Origin of the sequence: Chromohalobacter sp. 11-W, from assembly GCF_029889905.1 — a bacterium.
In the GTDB taxonomy this organism is placed as follows: domain Bacteria; phylum Pseudomonadota; class Gammaproteobacteria; order Pseudomonadales; family Halomonadaceae; genus Chromohalobacter.
In genome coordinates this window covers 13821-31466 of sequence record NZ_JARANZ010000010.1, presented here as the reverse complement: position 1 = coordinate 31466, position 17646 = coordinate 13821, and the positions used below count along the sequence as shown (strand labels likewise).

Genomic DNA, 17646 nt, shown 5'->3' with positions numbered 1-17646 from the left:
GGGGTTACTCCTTGGCCGCGGCGTCATCGAGCAGGGTGAACCAATCGATCAACTCGAATTGGCCATCGTGAATACGCGTGGCCCACACCGAATTACTCGCTTGATGATCCTTGGGGCCCAACGTCAGTGACTTGCCAATACCGAGATCGATGTCACCCAAGCCTTCCAGGCCATCGACGAGCGCCTCGCGGTCGGCATCGGCGCCGGCCGCATCGAGCCCTTTGATGAACAACGACGCCGCCAGATACCCCTCCAACGAGACGAAATCGCCGCCAGCGCTGGCATCCTCGGCTTGCAATGCCTTGCGGTACGCCTTCACGCCCGGCAATTCGGCTTCGTAAGGCGGCACTACCTGGGTCACGATCACGCCCTCGGCGGCATCGCCGAGTTCATCGAGCAACGCCTGACTACCCACGAAGGAGACATTGAGAAACAACGCATTGGGCAGATCCTTGCGGGCTTCGCGGATGAAATCCGCCGCCGGTCCGTAGGTGCCCACGATAATCACCGCACGCGGCGTGACGGGCGCTTGCAAGACATTGGCGAGCCCGCGATGGACGTTGCGCGTGCCGCGCGTATAGCGCCCATGCGCCAAGCGTTCGGGATGGGAATAACCATGGTTGGCCAACGAGCGCAGCGCGCCCTGATAACCGGCATCGCCGTAACCATCGGCCTGAGTAAAAAAGGCGATCTCCTCGGGGGCAATGCCGGCCAACAGCAAACCTTCGATCATCGTCGCGGTTTCCTGGGCGTAACTCGCGCGATAGTTGAAGACATAGCGATCCGGCGGAGACTGACGCAAGACGCCGCTGCCGGTGAACGCCCCGATCAGCGGCATCTCGTGGTCAAGCAGAATGGGCAGGTTGACGATGGCGGTCGGCGTGCCAACATTGCCCAGCATCGCCAATATATCGTCGTCTTGCAGAAGCTCGCGTGTCGCTTTGGCCGAACGCAACGGCTCATAACCGTCATCGCGTGTCACCAACGTCAGCGTCTCGCCATTCACACCGCCCGACGCGTTGATCTCGGCGAAGCGCGCCTCGATGCCCTCGCGCATCCCCTTGCCAAGCGATGACGCCGCCCCGCTGAAGGGCGCGACCATCCCGACCTTGACCTCCGCCATGGACGGCGTCGCCAGCAACGCGAGCGACACGACGCTCATCAGCGACGCCACATTCACCAACGACGCCACACGCACCGGCGACCCTAGGTCCGCCAGCCACCTGCCATAAAACTTCATGTATCCCTGCCTCTTGATAGTGATGCACGCTAACGTGGGGGCTTATCGGCTCGCCCTCGGTACTTATGCGGTCACTATCGGCAGTAGATCAGAAAAGTTGAATCGAGAAACCTGAGAAAATCCTACAGGAAGCGTTCGGCACTGAAGGGCCCCATCTCAATGGCCGGCACCTCACCTTCCATCATCGAGGCGAGGAGTTGTCCGGTCGCCGGCCCCAGCGTGAAGCCCTGATGGGCATGACCGAGGGCGAACCAAAGGCCCTTGTGACGCGGCGCGGGACCGATTATGGGCTTCATGTCCGGTGTACACGGGCGTGCGCCCTTCCAAGGGCGCGACTCGAGACGCTGCCCGAGCGGGAACAAGCCACGCGCCGCCGTTTCCGCGGCTTCGAGTTGCGCGTACCCAGGCGGCGCATCGCGCGGCGCCAACTCCGCCCCCGTAGTCAGGCGAATGCCCGCTCGCATCGGCGACAGCAGATAGCCAGTCTCGGCATCCAGCAACCAATGGTGCAATGTCGTCTCTTCACGCGTGGCGTAATGCATGTGATAGCCACGCTTCACGAACAACGGCAGGCGATACCCCAGCGTGGTCAGCCACTCATCCGCCCAGGGCCCCAGCGCCAGTACGATATCGCGAGCCTCGAAGGCACCCGTGTCCGTAGTCACGCGCCAGCCCTCACCATGGCGTGCAATCGCCTGGATCTCGCCTTGCAGGCATTCTCCGCCCTCGGCCTCGAAAGCCCGCGCGTAGGCCGCCACCAAAGCGCCGGGATCGGCCGCGCTCCAGGAGTCGCGCCAATGCACGGCCCCGATGGCCTGAGCATCCAGATCGGGCTCACGCTCGCGCAATTCACCCGCATCCAAGGTGTCATGCGCCAGGCCGAAACGCTCGCCGAGCGCCCGCACCTCGCTGAAACGCGCTTCCAGTGCCCCCGGTGTACGAAAGACCTCCATCCATCCGTCGCGGCGGATCAACGCCTCGGCGCCCGATGCCTCGATCATCTCCGCATGTGTCGTGATCGACAACTCGATCAGCGAGGCATATTCGGGGACGATCCGCGCATAGGCATTGGGCGCGCTGTTCTGCCAGTACTGCCACAGGGCACGTCCCGCCTGCATCACGCCACGCGGCGTGTAGCGAATATCTACGCCCTGATTGCCCAGCACACGCCACAGCGTGTGCATGTCACGCGGAAAAGCATGCGGCGCCACCGCTTCACGCTGGATGATGCCGGCATTACCGTAGGAGGTTTCACGACCCGGAGCGCGACGATCCACCAACCCCACCCGGCGACCACGCCGCGCAAGATGATACGCCACGCCGACACCTACCATGCCCGCGCCCAACACCAGAGTATCGTGCTTCATCGTCTCGTCGTTCCTCTTTCGTGTTGCGTATAAAGGCGCGGCGTCACTCGCAACGCGCGTCGTTCATCATGCGGTTCTTACCCTTGGCCTTGGCGTCATAACTCGCGGTATCGGCACGCGTCACCATCGCCTGAGCATCGCTATCGTCGGCGCCCAGGCATGAAATGCCCAGGCTCGCGGTGACACGGTAGCGCTTGTCCTTGCGCAGCACCGACAATTCGCTGACTGCGTGGCGAACCTGTTCGGCGATGCGTATGGCCTGTGGATTGCCACACCCAGGCAGCAGGATGGCGAACTCATCGCCGCCCAGGCGCGCCAAGTGGTCGTCGCGGCGCACGCAACCTTCCAGACACCGAGCGATGGCACGCAGCATTTCATCGCCCAAGGCATGACCGCCTTCATCGTTGATCGGCTTGAAACTATCCAGGTCGAAGAGAATCAACGACGCCATTTCGCCATATTCGCGGAAACGCCGGTAGGTCTCGTCGAGACGTCGTTCGAAACCGCGCCGGTTGAGTAACCCGGTGAGCGGGTCGTGCTCGGCTTCCCAGAGCTGGCGCTTCTGCTGCGCGCGCAGATGGGTAATATCCTTGATGAAGCCCACCACGCCTTGCGGCTTTTCTCCGTTCTTGACCTGACTGGTATAAAGCTCCAGCCACATCATGCCCCCATCGCCACACTCAAAGCGCAACTGGCGATGCAGCTCGTGGCCGCCATCCACCGCGTCGCGCCACAGCGCAAACAGCACCGAGCGATCCTCGGGATGCAGACGACGCAACCAGGCGCGATGCCGGAACGACGCCGCCGAAAGCCCCGTCAAGGCTTCCAGGGCCGGATTGACGTAGCTGATGCGGCCCTCGATATCGGCCAGGAACATCGGCAACGGCGACGAACTCAACACCGCATCGAGATAGGCCTGGCGACTGCGTCGCTCCGCACGCTCGCGATTGCGCTCATACTCCACGCTATTGAAGGTATGAGCGATACGCCGCAGTTCCTCCAGCGAGGTATCCAGGGAGATACGCGCGATATCCCCACGCCCCACCTGCGCGATCTGACGCGCCAAGCGCCGCAGCGGTGAGAGACCCAGATGCAGCAACCACCACAACAAGGGCAGCATCGACAGCACGACGGCCACGGCTACCCACCATTGGCGACGCACGTAATCGATAATCGGTTGATGCGTTTGACTTTGCGGCAGGAAGACACCCACCACCCAGCCCGGTTCCCAGACTTGGTGGTAACTCATCAACGCCGGCTCACCGTTGGTGAGACGACCGGTACCGGTGCCCTGCCAGCCATCCAGTGCCTGCGCCAGCACCGGACTCTCCAGTGTGGAAGGGACATGCTGCATGATAAGGGAACTATCGGGATGGCTGAGCACCGTGCCATCGCTGGTCATCAACACCGCATATCCCTCCTCGCCGATGCGCAAGCTGCGCAAATCGAGGAAGAAGCGCCCGTCGCGCAGATTGACCACGCCGCCCAGCATGCCGGCAAAACGGCCCTGTGCATCCGTAAGCGGAACCCCCATCACCACCAGCGGACGTCTATCGTGGAGTTTACTGATGATCGGGCGGCCCACGAAGGAACGCCCCACCTCCTGAACGAAGCGAAAATACTCGCGGTCGGCCACATTCAAGCCCACGGCGCCTGACAACGCTGGCGCAAAGGCTTTGACCTCGCCGCTCGCATCGGTCACGAAAGCTGAATCGAACAGCTCCAGCAAAGCCGAGCGACGGCTCAGTCGCATTTGCTCATTGTAGTGCAGCGATGATCCATTGAGCTGTAGGCGCCCGGACATTGAGGTCGCGATAGATTCCAACGCATCAAGTCGCAGCTCGACGGAGTGCTGAATATTACGCGCGATCAGATCGCCCTCATATTCCAGGTGCGAACGATTGATATCTTCTGCCAAATCGCTGCCACCGCGCAGCGATACCCACAGGATAGCGATGACCAACACACTCCAGCCCACTCCGGTGCCCAGGATCAAACGCCCCAGCAATGTCTTGGGTAGCAATGTCTTGAGTAGTCGTCTCATGCGATTCGGCCATATTCGCATTGTGCCTCGCCGGCCCCGCGTCATTATTTAGTGGTGGGCGACAAGCGTATCCCAGCGGCTTCAGTGAGCAAACCCCGTGCCACCGATTGAGCCCCCACCACCGATTCGTCTCATTGCATGAGCGTTGTGACAGGCATGCGCTCGAACCGCCAAGGCATAAAAAAACGCCGGTGCACAAGGGCACCGGCGTCAGGGGCAGACACGGTTGAAGGTAAGATGTCCGCCAAGATAATCGAGTGTAGAGACTCGACAGTTAACCTCGACTGGCAGCAAGAGCTGCTTCTACATCAGTCCATTCGGGGGGAAGGGACTCTACAGTTTGGCGTTTGGTGGATAAACTCAACAGCCGTACCAGGAAACGACCGAGGTATCGGATGCCGGCACAAGTGTTCACTGGCGAACGCATAAGCACTGAACACTGTGAGTGCTGCGCTTAATTCTTTAATTCAGGCTTAGAGCTCTTAAAACCACTAATCATAACAGATAACAAGCATGCTATAAGGTAGAGCGCCGTAGTGTCAAAATAGAAAATCTTGAACCTTATATTAGGCAACCAAAAGAAAGAAACAACACACCCCACCAAAGCCATTGACCAATGAAGAAAGACTATATTAATAAACTTATTTTTGTATAAAAGCATAACAGATGCAGCGATAGAGACCAAGAGCAAAGAAAATACAACGAAGTCCCCCATCCCTCTGAAAGACATGCCATATGAATGCATTACCTTCCTAAAAGAAAGATTCAGCATTCTTCTAGTATCTTCAGACCATATACGAAAAGCAATATCTTTAGAGACCTTGTCCATCAAATACTTGCTCGGCTGGCTATTTATTAAAGCGACCTCTTCAGAAGAGATTCCAGGGTACTCTCCTCCATATGCATTCAGCAAGTACTCTCTATGTATTGCATCGTTGTCGGGCGCCATACCGAATGAATGGTACCCAGTCCCCACGAGGAGGTTATACCCACCTGTTGTTGTAGCAACCCACTCCCCCATTTCGCTTTTCAAAAAAACCAACCATGGAGAAATCATTACAACAGTAATTAACGCGAGGACAGACACCCTCAAAAACCTTTTAACAAAACCACCAGCCCCAAAAAATAAAACATAAAGACCAAAGGGAACAGATATCAACACATTATTTGCTTTAAAAAGGAAGAGCACCGCCAAGCATAGAGGAAACCCTATAAAATAAAGGGCCAGAAACTTGTCCGAGCTTTTCATTCTAAGCGTGAGAATAATAAGGATATTCAAAAAAAGAAATGAAGCAGCCTCTGCATATACAGTAAACGCAAGGAGATAATATGCTGGCCAAGCCGAAGTAAACATTGCCATTAAAAGAAAACTTCTTCTTTTACCACTTACCATATACTCATAAAACCACAGGGCTGGGACAATGCTAACAAATGCAATATTTGTTATTCTTGCCAAGTTAAGCAAGGACCCCGCATCTACAAAGAGATTCAAAAATGCTATAAGTAACGGCAAAAGCGGAGGCCGCCATCCATCTGAAAACGCAGACCACCCATTCTCGAAGAACTCAATGCCTCGATTGATATAGTCAATTTCATCGCCAGCAGCTGGCTTGTGGTGGACCCCAAGAAATAAATACAAGAGCAACCAAACAACAAAAACAGATAAAAAAACCCCTAACGGAAAAAGCTTCACCCCCCGATTCACAACCAAGTAGCTAGTATTATCCATGATCAAACAACCCTTCTGAATGTTTTTTGTGTCAAAATAAACCCATTCCCAACATAAGTTAACATTGGTATATCTCCAGATGTATCACCATATGCGTACATTTCTATTGGGCTACAATTGGCTTGCCACTTCATCACCCTCTTCAGCTTTTCCTTACCATGACAATTCTTTCCCTGAAACTTGCCTGATACATGGCCCTCCTTGCCAACTTCTAGCGCTGTGCAGATAACCTCCGAAAAATGCTCTCGCTTAGCCCAAGACTTCAGGTAAACATTCATCGAAGCACTCACCAGCACGCACTCATGGCCTTGGGCCTGGTGCCACCTGAGACGCTCCATGCCTTCTGGGCGCAGCATGGTGGGGATCACTTCTTCACTGAAACGCTCTCCAAGTGTAAAGAGTTCATCAATGTGGTACCCCCCTAAGTACTGTTTGAGCACGATTTGCTTGGCGATGTCGTTACGCAGTAGCTTCGCATAATAAGCACCGAGTACTGGGCTCAGAAGTGCAAGCTTGGCGTAGTAGATCGGTGTGCCGACGACGAACTTGAGAAACGGCATCAATGAATCACCGGTCGTCAAGGTTCCATCGAAGTCAAAAAACGCGACGGGACGAGCATCGAACTCAGGAAACTGATTCATAACGACATCCGTTTGAAGATAGCTTCAGGGATATGCTTGATGATCAGCATGATGCCCCACCAGAACCATGGCAGGTACACTTCGCCCTTGCCCTTCTGCATGGCCTTGATGATGCCCTTGGCGATCTGTTCGGGCTTGGCCCACAGCGGCCCACCCTTATCGAGCTCGGCGGTCATAGGGGTATCGACGAAACCGGGCTTGATGGTCACCACGTCGACATTGCTCTTGGCCAGCCGGTTGCGTAGGCCCTGGAGAAACAACGTGACCATGCCCTTGGCGGCGCCATAGACATAGTTGCTCTGCCGCCCCCGCTCGCCGGCTACCGAGCTGATCACGGCGATCACACCGTACTGCTGCTGCTCGAGGCGGTTGGCCAGCAGGGTCAGCAGACTGATCACGCTCAGGGCGTTGGTTTCGATCTCCTGGCGTGTCTGGGTAACATCCGCCTGGCAGGCCTGCTGGTTCGGCAGAGTGCCGTGGGCAATCAGCGCGCCATCGATGCCGCCCAGCGCTCGTTCACCAGCGTCAATAAGCCGAGCATGCTGATCGCTGTCGGTCAGATCGGCCACATCCCCATCGATTTGCTGGTGGTCGCTGGCCCTTACCTTGAGATCATCAATAAGCGCCATCAGCTTGTCGCGGTTGCGTCCCACGCAGTAGAGGGAGGCGCCCTGGGCAACCAGTTGCCGGGCGGTCTGCTCGGCAATGGCGGACGTCGCCCCGAAGAGGATCACACGATTGAGAGAGTTCATGGGGTCACTCGCTGCCAGAAACGGGAAGAAAAGCCGGGGTCGACGTAAGCGCTGAAGGCTTCCCATTGGGGATAGCCAGCCTGAAACAAGCTCGCCGGCATACGGGCGTCCTTGCCGGGGTAGAGGGTGCCACCGGCCTCGCGCACGATGGCATCCAACTCCTCGAGAAGGCGCAGGGTCTTGTCGCCCCGGTCGGGAAAGTCTAGGGCCAGAGTGGTGCCGGGGCGCGGAAACGACAGCATGCCCAGCGAGGGCTTGTTCCCGAAGGTCTTGAGCACGGCAAGAAACGACCCCTCCCCGCGCCTGGCGATGGTATCGAGCAGCGCCGCGGTAGCAGCCTCGGCCTCGCGGGGCGGAATCACGCACTGGTACTGGTAGAAACCACGCCGCCCATAAATGCGGTTCCAACCTTGAATGGCATCCAGCGGGTAGAAGTACGGCACATAATGAGTCAGCGCCCCCTGGGGCTTGACTGGCTGCCGGTAATAAAGGGTATTGAAGGCGCGCAGGCTCAGCCCATTGACCAACGAGAATGGTGGATCGACGGGGATCCGCTTGCCGCCTTCCTTGAACGCCGGCAGCTCGGCCTGTGCCGCCGCATGCTGGCCGGCCAGCAATATCCCCCGGCCCTGCGCCTTACCTTTGGCCAAGCAGTCGATCCAGGCCACGGTATAGGGCCAGCGGGCCTCAGCACGACGGTTGAGTGCCCAAAACTCGTCGAGATTGGCGAAGCGCTGCGACTCGACCCACATCCAGGGGTTCTGGATAGGCATCAGCTGCAGCTCGACCCAGCGAATCAGCCCAGTCAGGCCCAGCCCGCCGATAGTTGCCGAAAACCAGCCGTTGTCGTCCTCGGGCCGGCACGCGATAATGCTGCCATCGCTGCGCCACAGCTCCAGGGCGCGCACGTGGTGGCCGAAGCTGCCTACGGCATGGTGGTTCTTGCCATGCACGTCGTTGGCCACGGCACCACCTACCGTGGCCAAGCGCGTCCCCGGCGTGCTGGGCAAGAACCAGCCTTGGGGCACCACCAGTGCGAGGAGCTCGGCTAGGGTGACGCCTGCCTCACAGCGCAGTATCCCCTGCTGCGGGTCAAATTCGATAAAGCGGTCGAGCCCTCGGGTAAGCAGCAGCGTGCCCTGTTCGGTCAGGCACACATCGCCATAGCTACGCCCATTACCATGGGCCAGTAATGGCCTTGGCAAACCATCCGGCACGCCAGCGTAGCGTTGGGTTAACGCATGGACGGCGTCGGGAGCCACACGCGGCAGACGGTTCCATGAACGTGGGGCGGTCATGCGGTCTCCTCCGCAGGCGCTTCACCATGACGGCTGCGGATCAAGGCCACCAGGCCGATTAGTACGGCAAACCACAGCGTTGCCAGGCGAATGAATACGGTCGCCGCGATGGCGGCGGGCATCGCCATGCCCTTGAGGACCAGCAGCGAGACCATCACCGCTTCAGCGCTCCCCAGACCGCCCGGTAGGAAACTCAGGGCGCCGGCCAGCATCGACAGCGCATAAACGAAGATGGCGAACGAAAGCGAGATGTCGGCATCGAGCCAGCCCAGCATCCAATAGAAAGCCAGTGCCTCCGCCCCCCAAGCGATCACGCTGATCACGGTGGCTATGCCTAGAAGGCCGGGGCGATGGCAGCGGCGCGCGCCCCCCAGCATCTCGCTGACATGGGTCACCAAGGCCATCAGCTTGCCCTGGCGAGCCGAGGCCCAACGATGCAGCCGGTCCAGCAGGGTCTTGCTCGACAGGCAAGCCAGCACCACCACGATCCCCAGTACCCCGGCAAGCACAATGCTCCGCGCCTGGGGGTATTGGGCCAGCCCCACCAGTGTGAGCAGCACGATGGCAACGAGGTCGGAAAGTCGCTCGCTGATGAAGGCAGCGAAGGTCACCGGGAACGGTACCCCGCGCTGCTTGAGGAGTACGCCCCTGAAAGCCTCCCCCGCCTTACCGGGCGTGGTGGTCAGGGCAAAGCCACTGAGATAGATTCGCAGACTCGGCGACCAGGCTACGCGATGCCCCAGCTGCGACAAGTAGAGCTGCCAGCGACAGAACCGCAGGGCGTAGTTCATCAGCGACAAGAGCAGGGCGATCAGCGTGCCTACCAAGCCAATCTGCACGAAGGCGGCTACTACCTCATTCCAGCCTCCCCACAGGGAAAACGCCAAATAGCCGGCGGTGGCGGCCACGATGGAGAGGATCAGCGCCCGCAGCCGCCACCCTTCCAGATAACTCACTGCCGCCGTCATGTTAGGACCCACAGAGTCGACCCCACCCAGCCCACGACCGTGGCCAACAGATGGCGGTCGATAACCAGGTCTTTGGCCGTATCATTGCCTTTGGACTTTTGATGCAGCAGGTAAAGATAACGAAAGATGCCATACACCACGAAGGGTAAGGTGTAGATCAATCCATCACTGCCATGTAGGGCGATCGTCTTCGGGGACACAGTATAGAGGCCGTAGGCAAGCACCGTGCATGCAGCCGTGACAGCGATGAACTGCTCGAGCATGGCCGGGCTATAGTCATCTAATACACGTCGGGTCAGCCCTCCGTTGCAGTGCTCGTTACTCTCAAGCATCAGTAGTTCGGCGCGTCGCTTGGAGAAGCCCAGAAACAGCGTGACCATCAAACCGCACAGCAGCAGCCACGCGGATGGCGCGATGCCTAACCCCACCGTGCCAGCCAGAATCCGCAGCATGAAACCGGACGAGATCAAGAATACATCGAGGATCACGATGTGCTTGAGGCGCCAAGAGTAAAAGATGTTGATGACAAAGTAGGTTGCCACAAACAGAGCGACCCAGCCGCTAACCAGCAGTGCCAGCATCATCGATGCGGCTATCAGCCCAACAAGCAGTCGTTTGGCCATACGCGTGGAAATGGCACCACTCGGCAAGGGACGACGACATTTCACCGGGTGGGCTCGATCCGCCTCGATGTCCATGATGTCGTTGAGTACATACACCGCACTCGCCATGCAGCAGAAGGCCAGAAAGGCCAACAGCGCTTGAGAGAGAGTAAGCAGATCCCACTGATGAGCAAATAACGGCCCAACCAGCACAAAACCATTCTTGAGATACTGGTGTGGCCTCATCAGCCTTATGACCGAACGCATATATAAAATCCCCGCGCCGAGACATTGACTTGCTATCTTATTTAATCGACCGCGAACCTCTAGAAATCCGCTCACAATAGCCTCGTTATCATTATGTGAAACTAAATTCGCCGGAGTTCTATGAAATATCTCACCTCACCCCGGAATATTAATAAGAGAAGCCTCAACCCAGACCCCAACTAGCCTTTAACTAGCAGCAGCACGAACCTCGCCCATCGGATACTGTTGTGATCTGGCCACTCTATAAGCGTCTAGCGTTAGCATTTTATGCATTTTTATAATCATCAAGACTCTAAACGCGAGAACGTTACCATCGACTGTTGGGCGAGCTACTGTATCACGCAGTCGATTCTTTATTGCGATAGGCAAAAACGAGCTTACTAGCCCTTTTATGCTCCTGCTCCGCTTCCTCGACTCGTTATCGTCAACCTTAACTTCACCAACAACTCTCTCTATAAACCTGGAGCCGAACAGACCAACTGAATAATCGCTACTAATTTCTGACTTCATAAGGTCGACACACGCTTTCTCTCGAAGAATGTTTTCAGGATTACCATTTGCGATTTTAACGGCAAATGGAATACTCGGCTCCATAGTTTCAACGATGTTCTTCAACAGATACTTATCCATCCTAAGATCGTCGGGCAAGCTTCTAACGGCATCAAGTACTGACCTGGAAAGCAGGGGGTTGATTTGCTCTAAATACGAGAACTTGATATCAGACAGGGCCGCAAGAACGGTGGGAATACGATATTGCTGGTGGAGCCGATCAACCCATGCATCAAATGTCTCCCCCTCTTTTTGGCGTAATTCAATTGGCATTTCTTGAGGAGGGAATCCAAACTCATTGATCACTTGCGATAAGTTTTTGTAATCGGAACATAGACCACAACCGACTGTTGCTCTCACGGTCAGTTCTGATGAAACGGGGAACTCTCCAAAACCCTCATCACCTCTGATGACCCCATTTACACCCTCATCATGGAGTTGTTTCCAGATATCCATACCATCCATGTACCCAGCAATATGATCAACACGACCTTCACTGCAAAAAAGGAATCGATCGAAAATCACCTCGAGCGGCTCGGGAGAAATATCTGTATGGTAGTATTTATGCTGAACCCCCACGGAGCGAGCTAACTCCTTAGCCACATAGGCATCATTGCCTTTTTCATACTGCGACTTCTCTAAGCCCCATGTTATCGCCTTCAGGTTATCTGGAGCCCCTATAGTTTTCTTTATAAACAACAAAATTCCTCGACTATCATAGCCTCCGGATAACGGTAACACCCATCGCTCAAAATCGATTCTCTCAAGAGACTCTGAAGCTTGGCCGATCGAATCAGCCAATAATTTCTTATGGTCTTCCGTCTCACGATCAACCACAGAAAAATCAATGGGAGCTTGGGTAATAGAGACAAGCCATGACTTCTTGTCCAACGATAATGAACTATCGACCGGCAGGCGCTTAATTCTTTTATCCCAAGAAAACTGGGGGCCCAGCGAGCCTGTCGACAGCATCCACGGGATCACTCTTTCATCAAACTCAAATGTCCCAAGAAACATGACTATTGCGCGTTGCGATGTTGATGCAATAAAAATCTCTTCATTATGGTAATACCAGACCGTTCTAGTCCCAACACAATCGCTTACCACTTCAAGTTCAGCCTCATCGACCCTAAACAAGGCATAATTACCATCTGGATAGCATGTTTTAGGCTTATCCCAACTCACTTTGTTTTTTTCATACAGAAACCCCAGAAGCAAGCTCCCTCCCGACTCTTGGAGGGCACCACTATCCATGCATACAGCATATGCCAAGTCATCTTCGACACGTACTATATGAGGTTTCGGGACATCGATATTGTCTGGGACAAGCTGGTTACAAATTCTATTTAACTTTTCCTTTGTACTAGAACTGAAACTAGAGTTTCGACTACAAGCATATAAAACCTTGGACATGGGACGCCCCCTTGGTACTGAAATTGACAATTACCAGGTATTAGAGCGCGGCGGCGTGGCCGCGCCCCTCTTTCACTTGTCGGATTGTCACGAGGCCACCCGGTTGGCGCGTGCGGTATCAATGAGGTAGATCTTCGGCAAGGCGTTGGCCATGCCGCCGGGTTTACTGAGACCGTCTCGTCTCACCACGCGTTTGCTTGGATAGCCTTCGGGATTGTTCGACTGCCAGCGCCAGGTATCGGTGATCATCTCGGTCAGACCGCGCTGAGCCTTCCAGCCCAACTCATTTGCTGCCAGCGAGGCATCGGCCCAGCATTCGGCGATATCCCCATCGCGGCGCGGCACGATGCGATACGCCACATCGCGCTGCGAAATCATCTCGAAAGCGCGCACCATTTCGAGCACGGAATACCCCTGACCGGTTCCCAAGTTCCAGACATTCGCCCCTGAACGGTCTGTCAATACGCGCATCGCCGCCAGATGCCCCTCGACCAGATCCATGACATGGATATAGTCGCGCACGCCGGTACCGTCCGGCGTCGGATAGTCATCGCCGAAGACCGATAGCGCCGGTAGTCGCCCGATTGCCACTTGGGAGATAAACGGCAGCAGGTTATTGGGCTTGCCCGATGGGTCCTCGCCGATGAGCCCGCTGGGATGCGCACCCACAGGATTGAAGTAGCGCAGCAGTGCGATCGACCAGCGTGGGTCAGACCGCGCCAGCTTGCGTAGCACCTCTTCGACCATCAGCTTGGAATGTCCGTAGGCATTGGTCGGCTGTCCGGTGGGCGCGCTTTCGCTCAACGGCATGCGCGTGGCATCGCCGTACACCGTCGCCGAAGAACTGAACACCAGACGGAAGACCCCCGCCGCCGTCATGGCCTGACACAGCGTGATGGTTCCCGCTACATTGTTCTCGAAATACGCCAATGGCTCGTTGACACTTTCTCCCACGGATTTGAGCCCAGCAAAGTGCAACACATCGCTGATCTCGAAGTCCGCAAAGACGTAATCCAATAGCGAACGATCGCGTATGTCGCCCTCGATGAAGACAACTTCTTTGCCGGTTAACTGTGAGACGCGCTCCAGCGACTCACGCGAGGCATTACAGAGGTTGTCGATCACGGCCACGTCGTGGCCGGCCTCCATGAGCCGCAGCGCCATATGTGAACCGATGTAGCCCGCACCACCCGTCACTAAAATCGTCATTACGCCTCCATTTTCATGTGTTGGTGATTCATCAGATCGACCTCGAGACAGGCCAGATATCCCGCCACGACGATGTCCTGCGAGAATTCCTTTTCAGCGCGCCGACGTGCCGCCACGCCCACGCGGGAAAGCGTCCACGGCGTCATCACCAGACACGCGCGCATACGCGCCGCCAGCGACTCAACGTCCTTGACGCGACACAGCCAACCGGTTTCGCCGTCGGTCACGGCATGGCGACACCCCGGCACATCAGTGGCGATGGTCGGCCGCCCCATCGCGCCCGCCTCCAATACGGTGGTCGGCAAGCCCTCGCGGTAGGACGGCAGCACCAGCACATGAGATTGGGCAAGCCAGGGCCGCACATCGTCCTGAGCACCGACGTATTCGACGACACCCCGCTCGCGCCAAGCTTCAATCTCGTCGTCCTCGATCGCCGTGCGATTGCTGACGCCCTTGGGCCCAACGATCAAAAAACGCGTCTCGGGATTGTCCAAACGCACTTGCTCGGCCGCCGCGGTGTACTCGCGCACGCCCTTGTCGCCTAGTAGCCGTGCGATCAAAACAAAGGTGAAGGGCCCATCCAGGGGCAACGGCGTGAATGCAAAGCGCGTTACATCAACCCCCGCGCCCGGCAACATCCCCCAGTCGACTTTTTGCAACATGCCTTGGCGCTCGAAGACCTCTCTGTCATCCGGATTGAGGAAAAACACCCGCCTCGCCCCGGCATTGGCGAAGCCATAAAGCCGTCGCACTTGGCGAAACAAGTGGCTGTCATGCAGGAAAGCCGTCCCAAGTCCGGTGATGGTGTTGGCATACGGAATTCTCAGGGCGCGGCACGCTAATCCCGCATAGAGATTGGCCTTGATCGTGAAGTTGAAAACAAAGGCGGGCCGCAGCTCGCGCAACTGCCCATACAACCAGAACAGACACTTTCCCTCCCGCGTAGGAGAAGTGCTCTTGCCGTCCATGGGCATGCTGTGAAGGGTGACGTCGAATTCATCGAGCAAACGTTGCGAATAGTCGTCATCGGGCACCAAACACACCACACGAAAGCCGCGTCTCTCTAGCGCCCTCAAAAACCCCTGGCAGAAGTTGTAGAGAGACCAAGACGTGTTGGAAACCAGCACAATCGTTTTATCGTTCATGGAAACAACTCCTCTACAGTGGAGATCGTTTGTTAGGCACGTTTCGAAGACGCGTTCGTGAAGACCTGTTCGTAAAGACAAAAGGCCCCTGGCCATCGCACTAAAGCGCGTTGGCAATGGTTAATCGTTGTGAAGGCGCAGGCCGTGTGTACGGCGGGCGCCTAGGGACTAGGTCGTCGAGGGGGCTGTCGTGACCTGCTCATGCCGTACCAGCACATCGTGCATCGACATCGAGCGCATGCCATATTCGACAGAAAGAACCTGGAAATAGCCGATGATGACGGCAAGGTCGCGCAGATTAGCATCAGTATCGCCACCGAAGTTATGCGGGTGCCACCACAGGTGGAATATCTCTCCGCGCTTGGCAGCACGGCGCATCGCTTTCTTGATGCGCCGTATACGCAACGCATCCAACTGCGGCAGCCAACGGCGTGGACGCAAGAACATGCTGGCCGGAATATTCAGCGGGTCGCCCTTGAGATCACGCCATTTGATGCCGTGGTGCCCGGTCAGGTTGACGTAGCTATCCAGCAGCCGCAGTGCACGCGTAGGCGCAGCATCGTAAAACTGACGCTGAAACCCCGCACGTCGTGGATTGCCGCGATAGCAACGAAAGCCCGCCTCGCGCATCGGTGCCAAATAGGCCTCATCGGTCTGATTACGCGGCAAGACCAATGAACCAGGTTGGTGTCCGGTATGCTTGGCAATAGCCATAGCTGCCTCAAGATCGGCCTTAAAGTCCGCCGGCGTCTGACCTTCTTCATGACAGTAGTAATGAGAAAAGGTATGCGAGGCGATCTCTTGGCCCGGCGTCTGCGCGATCAGATCGACCAGCGAACGAGCGTAATGCAGAGGATCGTTGGCCTCATCGTCACCGATCTCCAGCCGATAATTATCACGCGCCGGGTTGGAATAGCGCGGGCGCCGCACAGGAGAGAAGCGCGTCAGCGTCTCGCGGTCCTCAGCAAACAGATAGCCCACCGTGGCCCAGGTCGCACGAATATGGCGCTCGCGAAAAAGATCCAGCATCGCCGGTACCGCACGCCGCGCGCCGAGCAAACGACGCACATATGGGTGCTCGGGCGTAGTCACGATATCCGACATACCCCAGTGCAATTCGAAATCCAGGGAGATCACAAAAGCCGACGGACGCAGCGGCTCACCCTCGGCGCGCGCCAATTGAGTCATCCAGTTAGCATTCATGCGAGACATGCCTGATGCCAGGAAGTGTTATAGCCGTCGATCATGCGTTGCACGCTAAAGGAATCGACGACACGTTGATGCGCACGCTGCTTACGCGCCTGCCATGCTGGCGCATCCGCGTACTCGTCGAGCGCCAAAGCCAGATGATCCGCCAAGGCTCTAGGATCACTGTGTGGGACGATCCAGCCCGTATCACCAACAATGAAGGCCGCATCACCGACATCGGTGGATACACACGGCGTACCGCAGGCCATCGCCTCGGACAGCACATTTGGGAAAGCTTCACCGAAGCGCGACGACAGCACATGAATATCGAGCGCGTTCATCACTGCCGGGATATCGCTGCGCCGCCCGACCAGCAGCACCCGGTCGCGCACGCCATGATCTTCCAACAACTCGGTCAACTCGAGATTGTTGGCATCCATTTCGGCACCGATCAGCGCGCAGTGGAAGTTCCACCCAAGGCCTTTGAGTTGCGCCAAGGCAGCGATCAGATTGGCATGGTCCTTCTGCGGGTCGAATCGCGCCACCATGCCAATCAGAGGCATGGCGTCGTCTAGCCCCCACTCCGCACGCACGTGCGCCCTAGCCTCGGGGTCTGGCATTAGCAGCGATAAATTGCACCCATTCGGCACGACCACAAACTTCATGCCCGCATAACGCAGCTTTCGATGTACCTCTACTGCGTTCTGCGAACAGCTCACGATGCTGCTCGGCACTACGCTAGACAAGACTCCGCACGCCTTGGCCACCCAGATCGTGCTGCGTTTGGTGACCCCAGGCATCAAGTTGCTGTTACGCACTCCCCAGCAGATGGCCTTGACTCCCGCCAGCCTTGCCATGACACCGCCTACCAGGTCAGCGTGGTACATCCATGTCTGCACCACGTCCGGCCGAAACGTGCGGATGGTCCGCCACAAGCGCCACAGCCCCCCCAGCGTCACACGGCCAGGCGGCATATGCAGATACACGACCTCGATCCCCGCTGCCTCGAGCCGCGGGCCGTATTGCCCAGCGTCCATCAAACTCACCACGCGATGCATGTTATGACGATCGTTATGGCAAAGCTGGTACAGCGAATTCTCTGCACCTCCATCGGTCAAGCCGGTAATGATATGTAGGACATTCAATGGTTTGGGTAGCATAAGCGATTACATCCTTTCGATTGGCCAACGCGTGGTGACGACCAAGCATCGGTGGACATGACCTTGAATAAACG

The 17646-nt window shown here is 56.8% G+C and carries 14 protein-coding genes; all 14 read right to left on the bottom strand.

Annotated features, from left to right (window positions below; all coding sequences use genetic code 11):
• Positions 1–4: 4 nt before the first annotated feature.
• Positions 5–1240: an ABC transporter substrate-binding protein gene (locus tag OP494_RS13860; protein WP_280541602.1), complete on the bottom strand. Its 1236-nt coding sequence runs from the start codon at positions 1238–1240 to the stop codon at positions 5–7.
• 122 nt (positions 1241–1362) lie between these two features.
• Complete coding sequence (locus OP494_RS13855) at positions 1363–2607, bottom strand: FAD-dependent oxidoreductase (RefSeq protein WP_280541600.1); 1245 nt, start codon at positions 2605–2607, stop codon at positions 1363–1365.
• A 43-nt stretch (positions 2608–2650) separates the two neighbouring features.
• Positions 2651–4651 carry a diguanylate cyclase gene (locus tag OP494_RS13850; RefSeq protein ID WP_280541598.1) on the bottom strand — a complete coding sequence of 667 codons (2001 nt, stop codon included), beginning with the start codon at positions 4649–4651 and terminating at the stop codon, positions 2651–2653.
• A 454-nt stretch (positions 4652–5105) separates the two neighbouring features.
• Positions 5106–6380, bottom strand: coding sequence for a hypothetical protein (locus OP494_RS13845; protein WP_280541597.1), 1275 nt, complete (start codon positions 6378–6380; stop codon positions 5106–5108).
• 2 nt (positions 6381–6382) lie between these two features.
• Positions 6383–7021 (bottom strand): HAD-IB family hydrolase, encoded by a 639-nt coding sequence (locus tag OP494_RS13840; RefSeq protein ID WP_280541595.1) that lies wholly within the window; start codon positions 7019–7021, stop codon positions 6383–6385.
• Positions 7018–7773, bottom strand: a complete 756-nt coding sequence (locus OP494_RS13835; protein WP_280541593.1) for an SDR family oxidoreductase — start codon at positions 7771–7773, stop codon at positions 7018–7020. The genes OP494_RS13840 and OP494_RS13835 overlap by 4 nt, the downstream gene beginning before the upstream one ends.
• The gene (locus tag OP494_RS13830) at positions 7770–9071 is read right to left on the bottom strand and encodes an FAD-binding oxidoreductase (RefSeq protein ID WP_280541591.1); all 1302 of its coding nucleotides are present in this window, start codon (positions 9069–9071) and stop codon (positions 7770–7772) included. Before OP494_RS13830 ends, OP494_RS13835 begins: the two co-directional genes overlap by 4 nt.
• Positions 9068–10039, bottom strand: a complete 972-nt coding sequence (locus OP494_RS13825; RefSeq protein WP_280541590.1) for a lysylphosphatidylglycerol synthase transmembrane domain-containing protein — start codon at positions 10037–10039, stop codon at positions 9068–9070. The genes OP494_RS13830 and OP494_RS13825 overlap by 4 nt, the downstream gene beginning before the upstream one ends.
• On the bottom strand, positions 10036–10983 hold the full coding sequence (locus OP494_RS13820) for a decaprenyl-phosphate phosphoribosyltransferase (protein WP_280541588.1): 948 nt from the start codon (positions 10981–10983) through the stop codon (positions 10036–10038). Before OP494_RS13820 ends, OP494_RS13825 begins: the two co-directional genes overlap by 4 nt.
• A gap of 111 nt (positions 10984–11094) precedes the next feature.
• Positions 11095–12870, bottom strand: a complete 1776-nt coding sequence (locus tag OP494_RS13815; RefSeq protein WP_280541586.1) for a hypothetical protein — start codon at positions 12868–12870, stop codon at positions 11095–11097.
• A gap of 87 nt (positions 12871–12957) precedes the next feature.
• Positions 12958–14079 carry a UDP-glucose 4-epimerase GalE gene (gene galE / locus OP494_RS13810; RefSeq protein ID WP_280541585.1) on the bottom strand — a complete coding sequence of 374 codons (1122 nt, stop codon included), beginning with the start codon at positions 14077–14079 and terminating at the stop codon, positions 12958–12960.
• Entirely contained in the window at positions 14079–15224 is a 1146-nt protein-coding gene (locus OP494_RS13805) for a glycosyltransferase family 4 protein (RefSeq protein ID WP_280541583.1), read from the bottom strand. Before OP494_RS13805 ends, galE begins: the two co-directional genes overlap by 1 nt.
• Positions 15225–15392: 168 nt before the next feature.
• The gene (locus OP494_RS13800; protein WP_280541581.1) at positions 15393–16427 is read right to left on the bottom strand and encodes a polysaccharide deacetylase family protein; all 1035 of its coding nucleotides are present in this window, start codon (positions 16425–16427) and stop codon (positions 15393–15395) included.
• Positions 16424–17572 carry a glycosyltransferase gene (locus OP494_RS13795; protein ID WP_280541579.1) on the bottom strand — a complete coding sequence of 383 codons (1149 nt, stop codon included), beginning with the start codon at positions 17570–17572 and terminating at the stop codon, positions 16424–16426. Before OP494_RS13795 ends, OP494_RS13800 begins: the two co-directional genes overlap by 4 nt.
• Positions 17573–17646 lie beyond the last annotated feature (74 nt).

Bases quoted from the DNA above. Each gene is read 5' to 3' on its own strand.
- OP494_RS13860 (WP_280541602.1), bottom strand. From the start codon at position 1,240: ATGAAGTTTTATGGCAGGTGGCTGGCGGACCTAGGGTCGCCGGTGCGT.
- OP494_RS13855 (WP_280541600.1), bottom strand. From the start codon at position 2,607: ATGAAGCACGATACTCTGGTGTTGGGCGCGGGCATGGTAGGTGTCGGC.
- OP494_RS13850 (WP_280541598.1), bottom strand. From the start codon at position 4,651: ATGAGACGACTACTCAAGACATTGCTACCCAAGACATTGCTGGGGCGT.
- OP494_RS13845 (WP_280541597.1), bottom strand. From the start codon at position 6,380: ATGGATAATACTAGCTACTTGGTTGTGAATCGGGGGGTGAAGCTTTTT.
- OP494_RS13840 (WP_280541595.1), bottom strand. From the start codon at position 7,021: ATGAATCAGTTTCCTGAGTTCGATGCTCGTCCCGTCGCGTTTTTTGAC.
- OP494_RS13835 (WP_280541593.1), bottom strand. From the start codon at position 7,773: ATGAACTCTCTCAATCGTGTGATCCTCTTCGGGGCGACGTCCGCCATT.
- OP494_RS13830 (WP_280541591.1), bottom strand. From the start codon at position 9,071: ATGACCGCCCCACGTTCATGGAACCGTCTGCCGCGTGTGGCTCCCGAC.
- OP494_RS13825 (WP_280541590.1), bottom strand. From the start codon at position 10,039: ATGACGGCGGCAGTGAGTTATCTGGAAGGGTGGCGGCTGCGGGCGCTG.
- OP494_RS13815 (WP_280541586.1), bottom strand. From the start codon at position 12,870: ATGTCCAAGGTTTTATATGCTTGTAGTCGAAACTCTAGTTTCAGTTCT.
- galE (WP_280541585.1), bottom strand. From the start codon at position 14,079: ATGACGATTTTAGTGACGGGTGGTGCGGGCTACATCGGTTCACATATG.
- OP494_RS13805 (WP_280541583.1), bottom strand. From the start codon at position 15,224: ATGAACGATAAAACGATTGTGCTGGTTTCCAACACGTCTTGGTCTCTC.
- OP494_RS13800 (WP_280541581.1), bottom strand. From the start codon at position 16,427: ATGAATGCTAACTGGATGACTCAATTGGCGCGCGCCGAGGGTGAGCCG.
- OP494_RS13795 (WP_280541579.1), bottom strand. From the start codon at position 17,572: ATGCTACCCAAACCATTGAATGTCCTACATATCATTACCGGCTTGACC.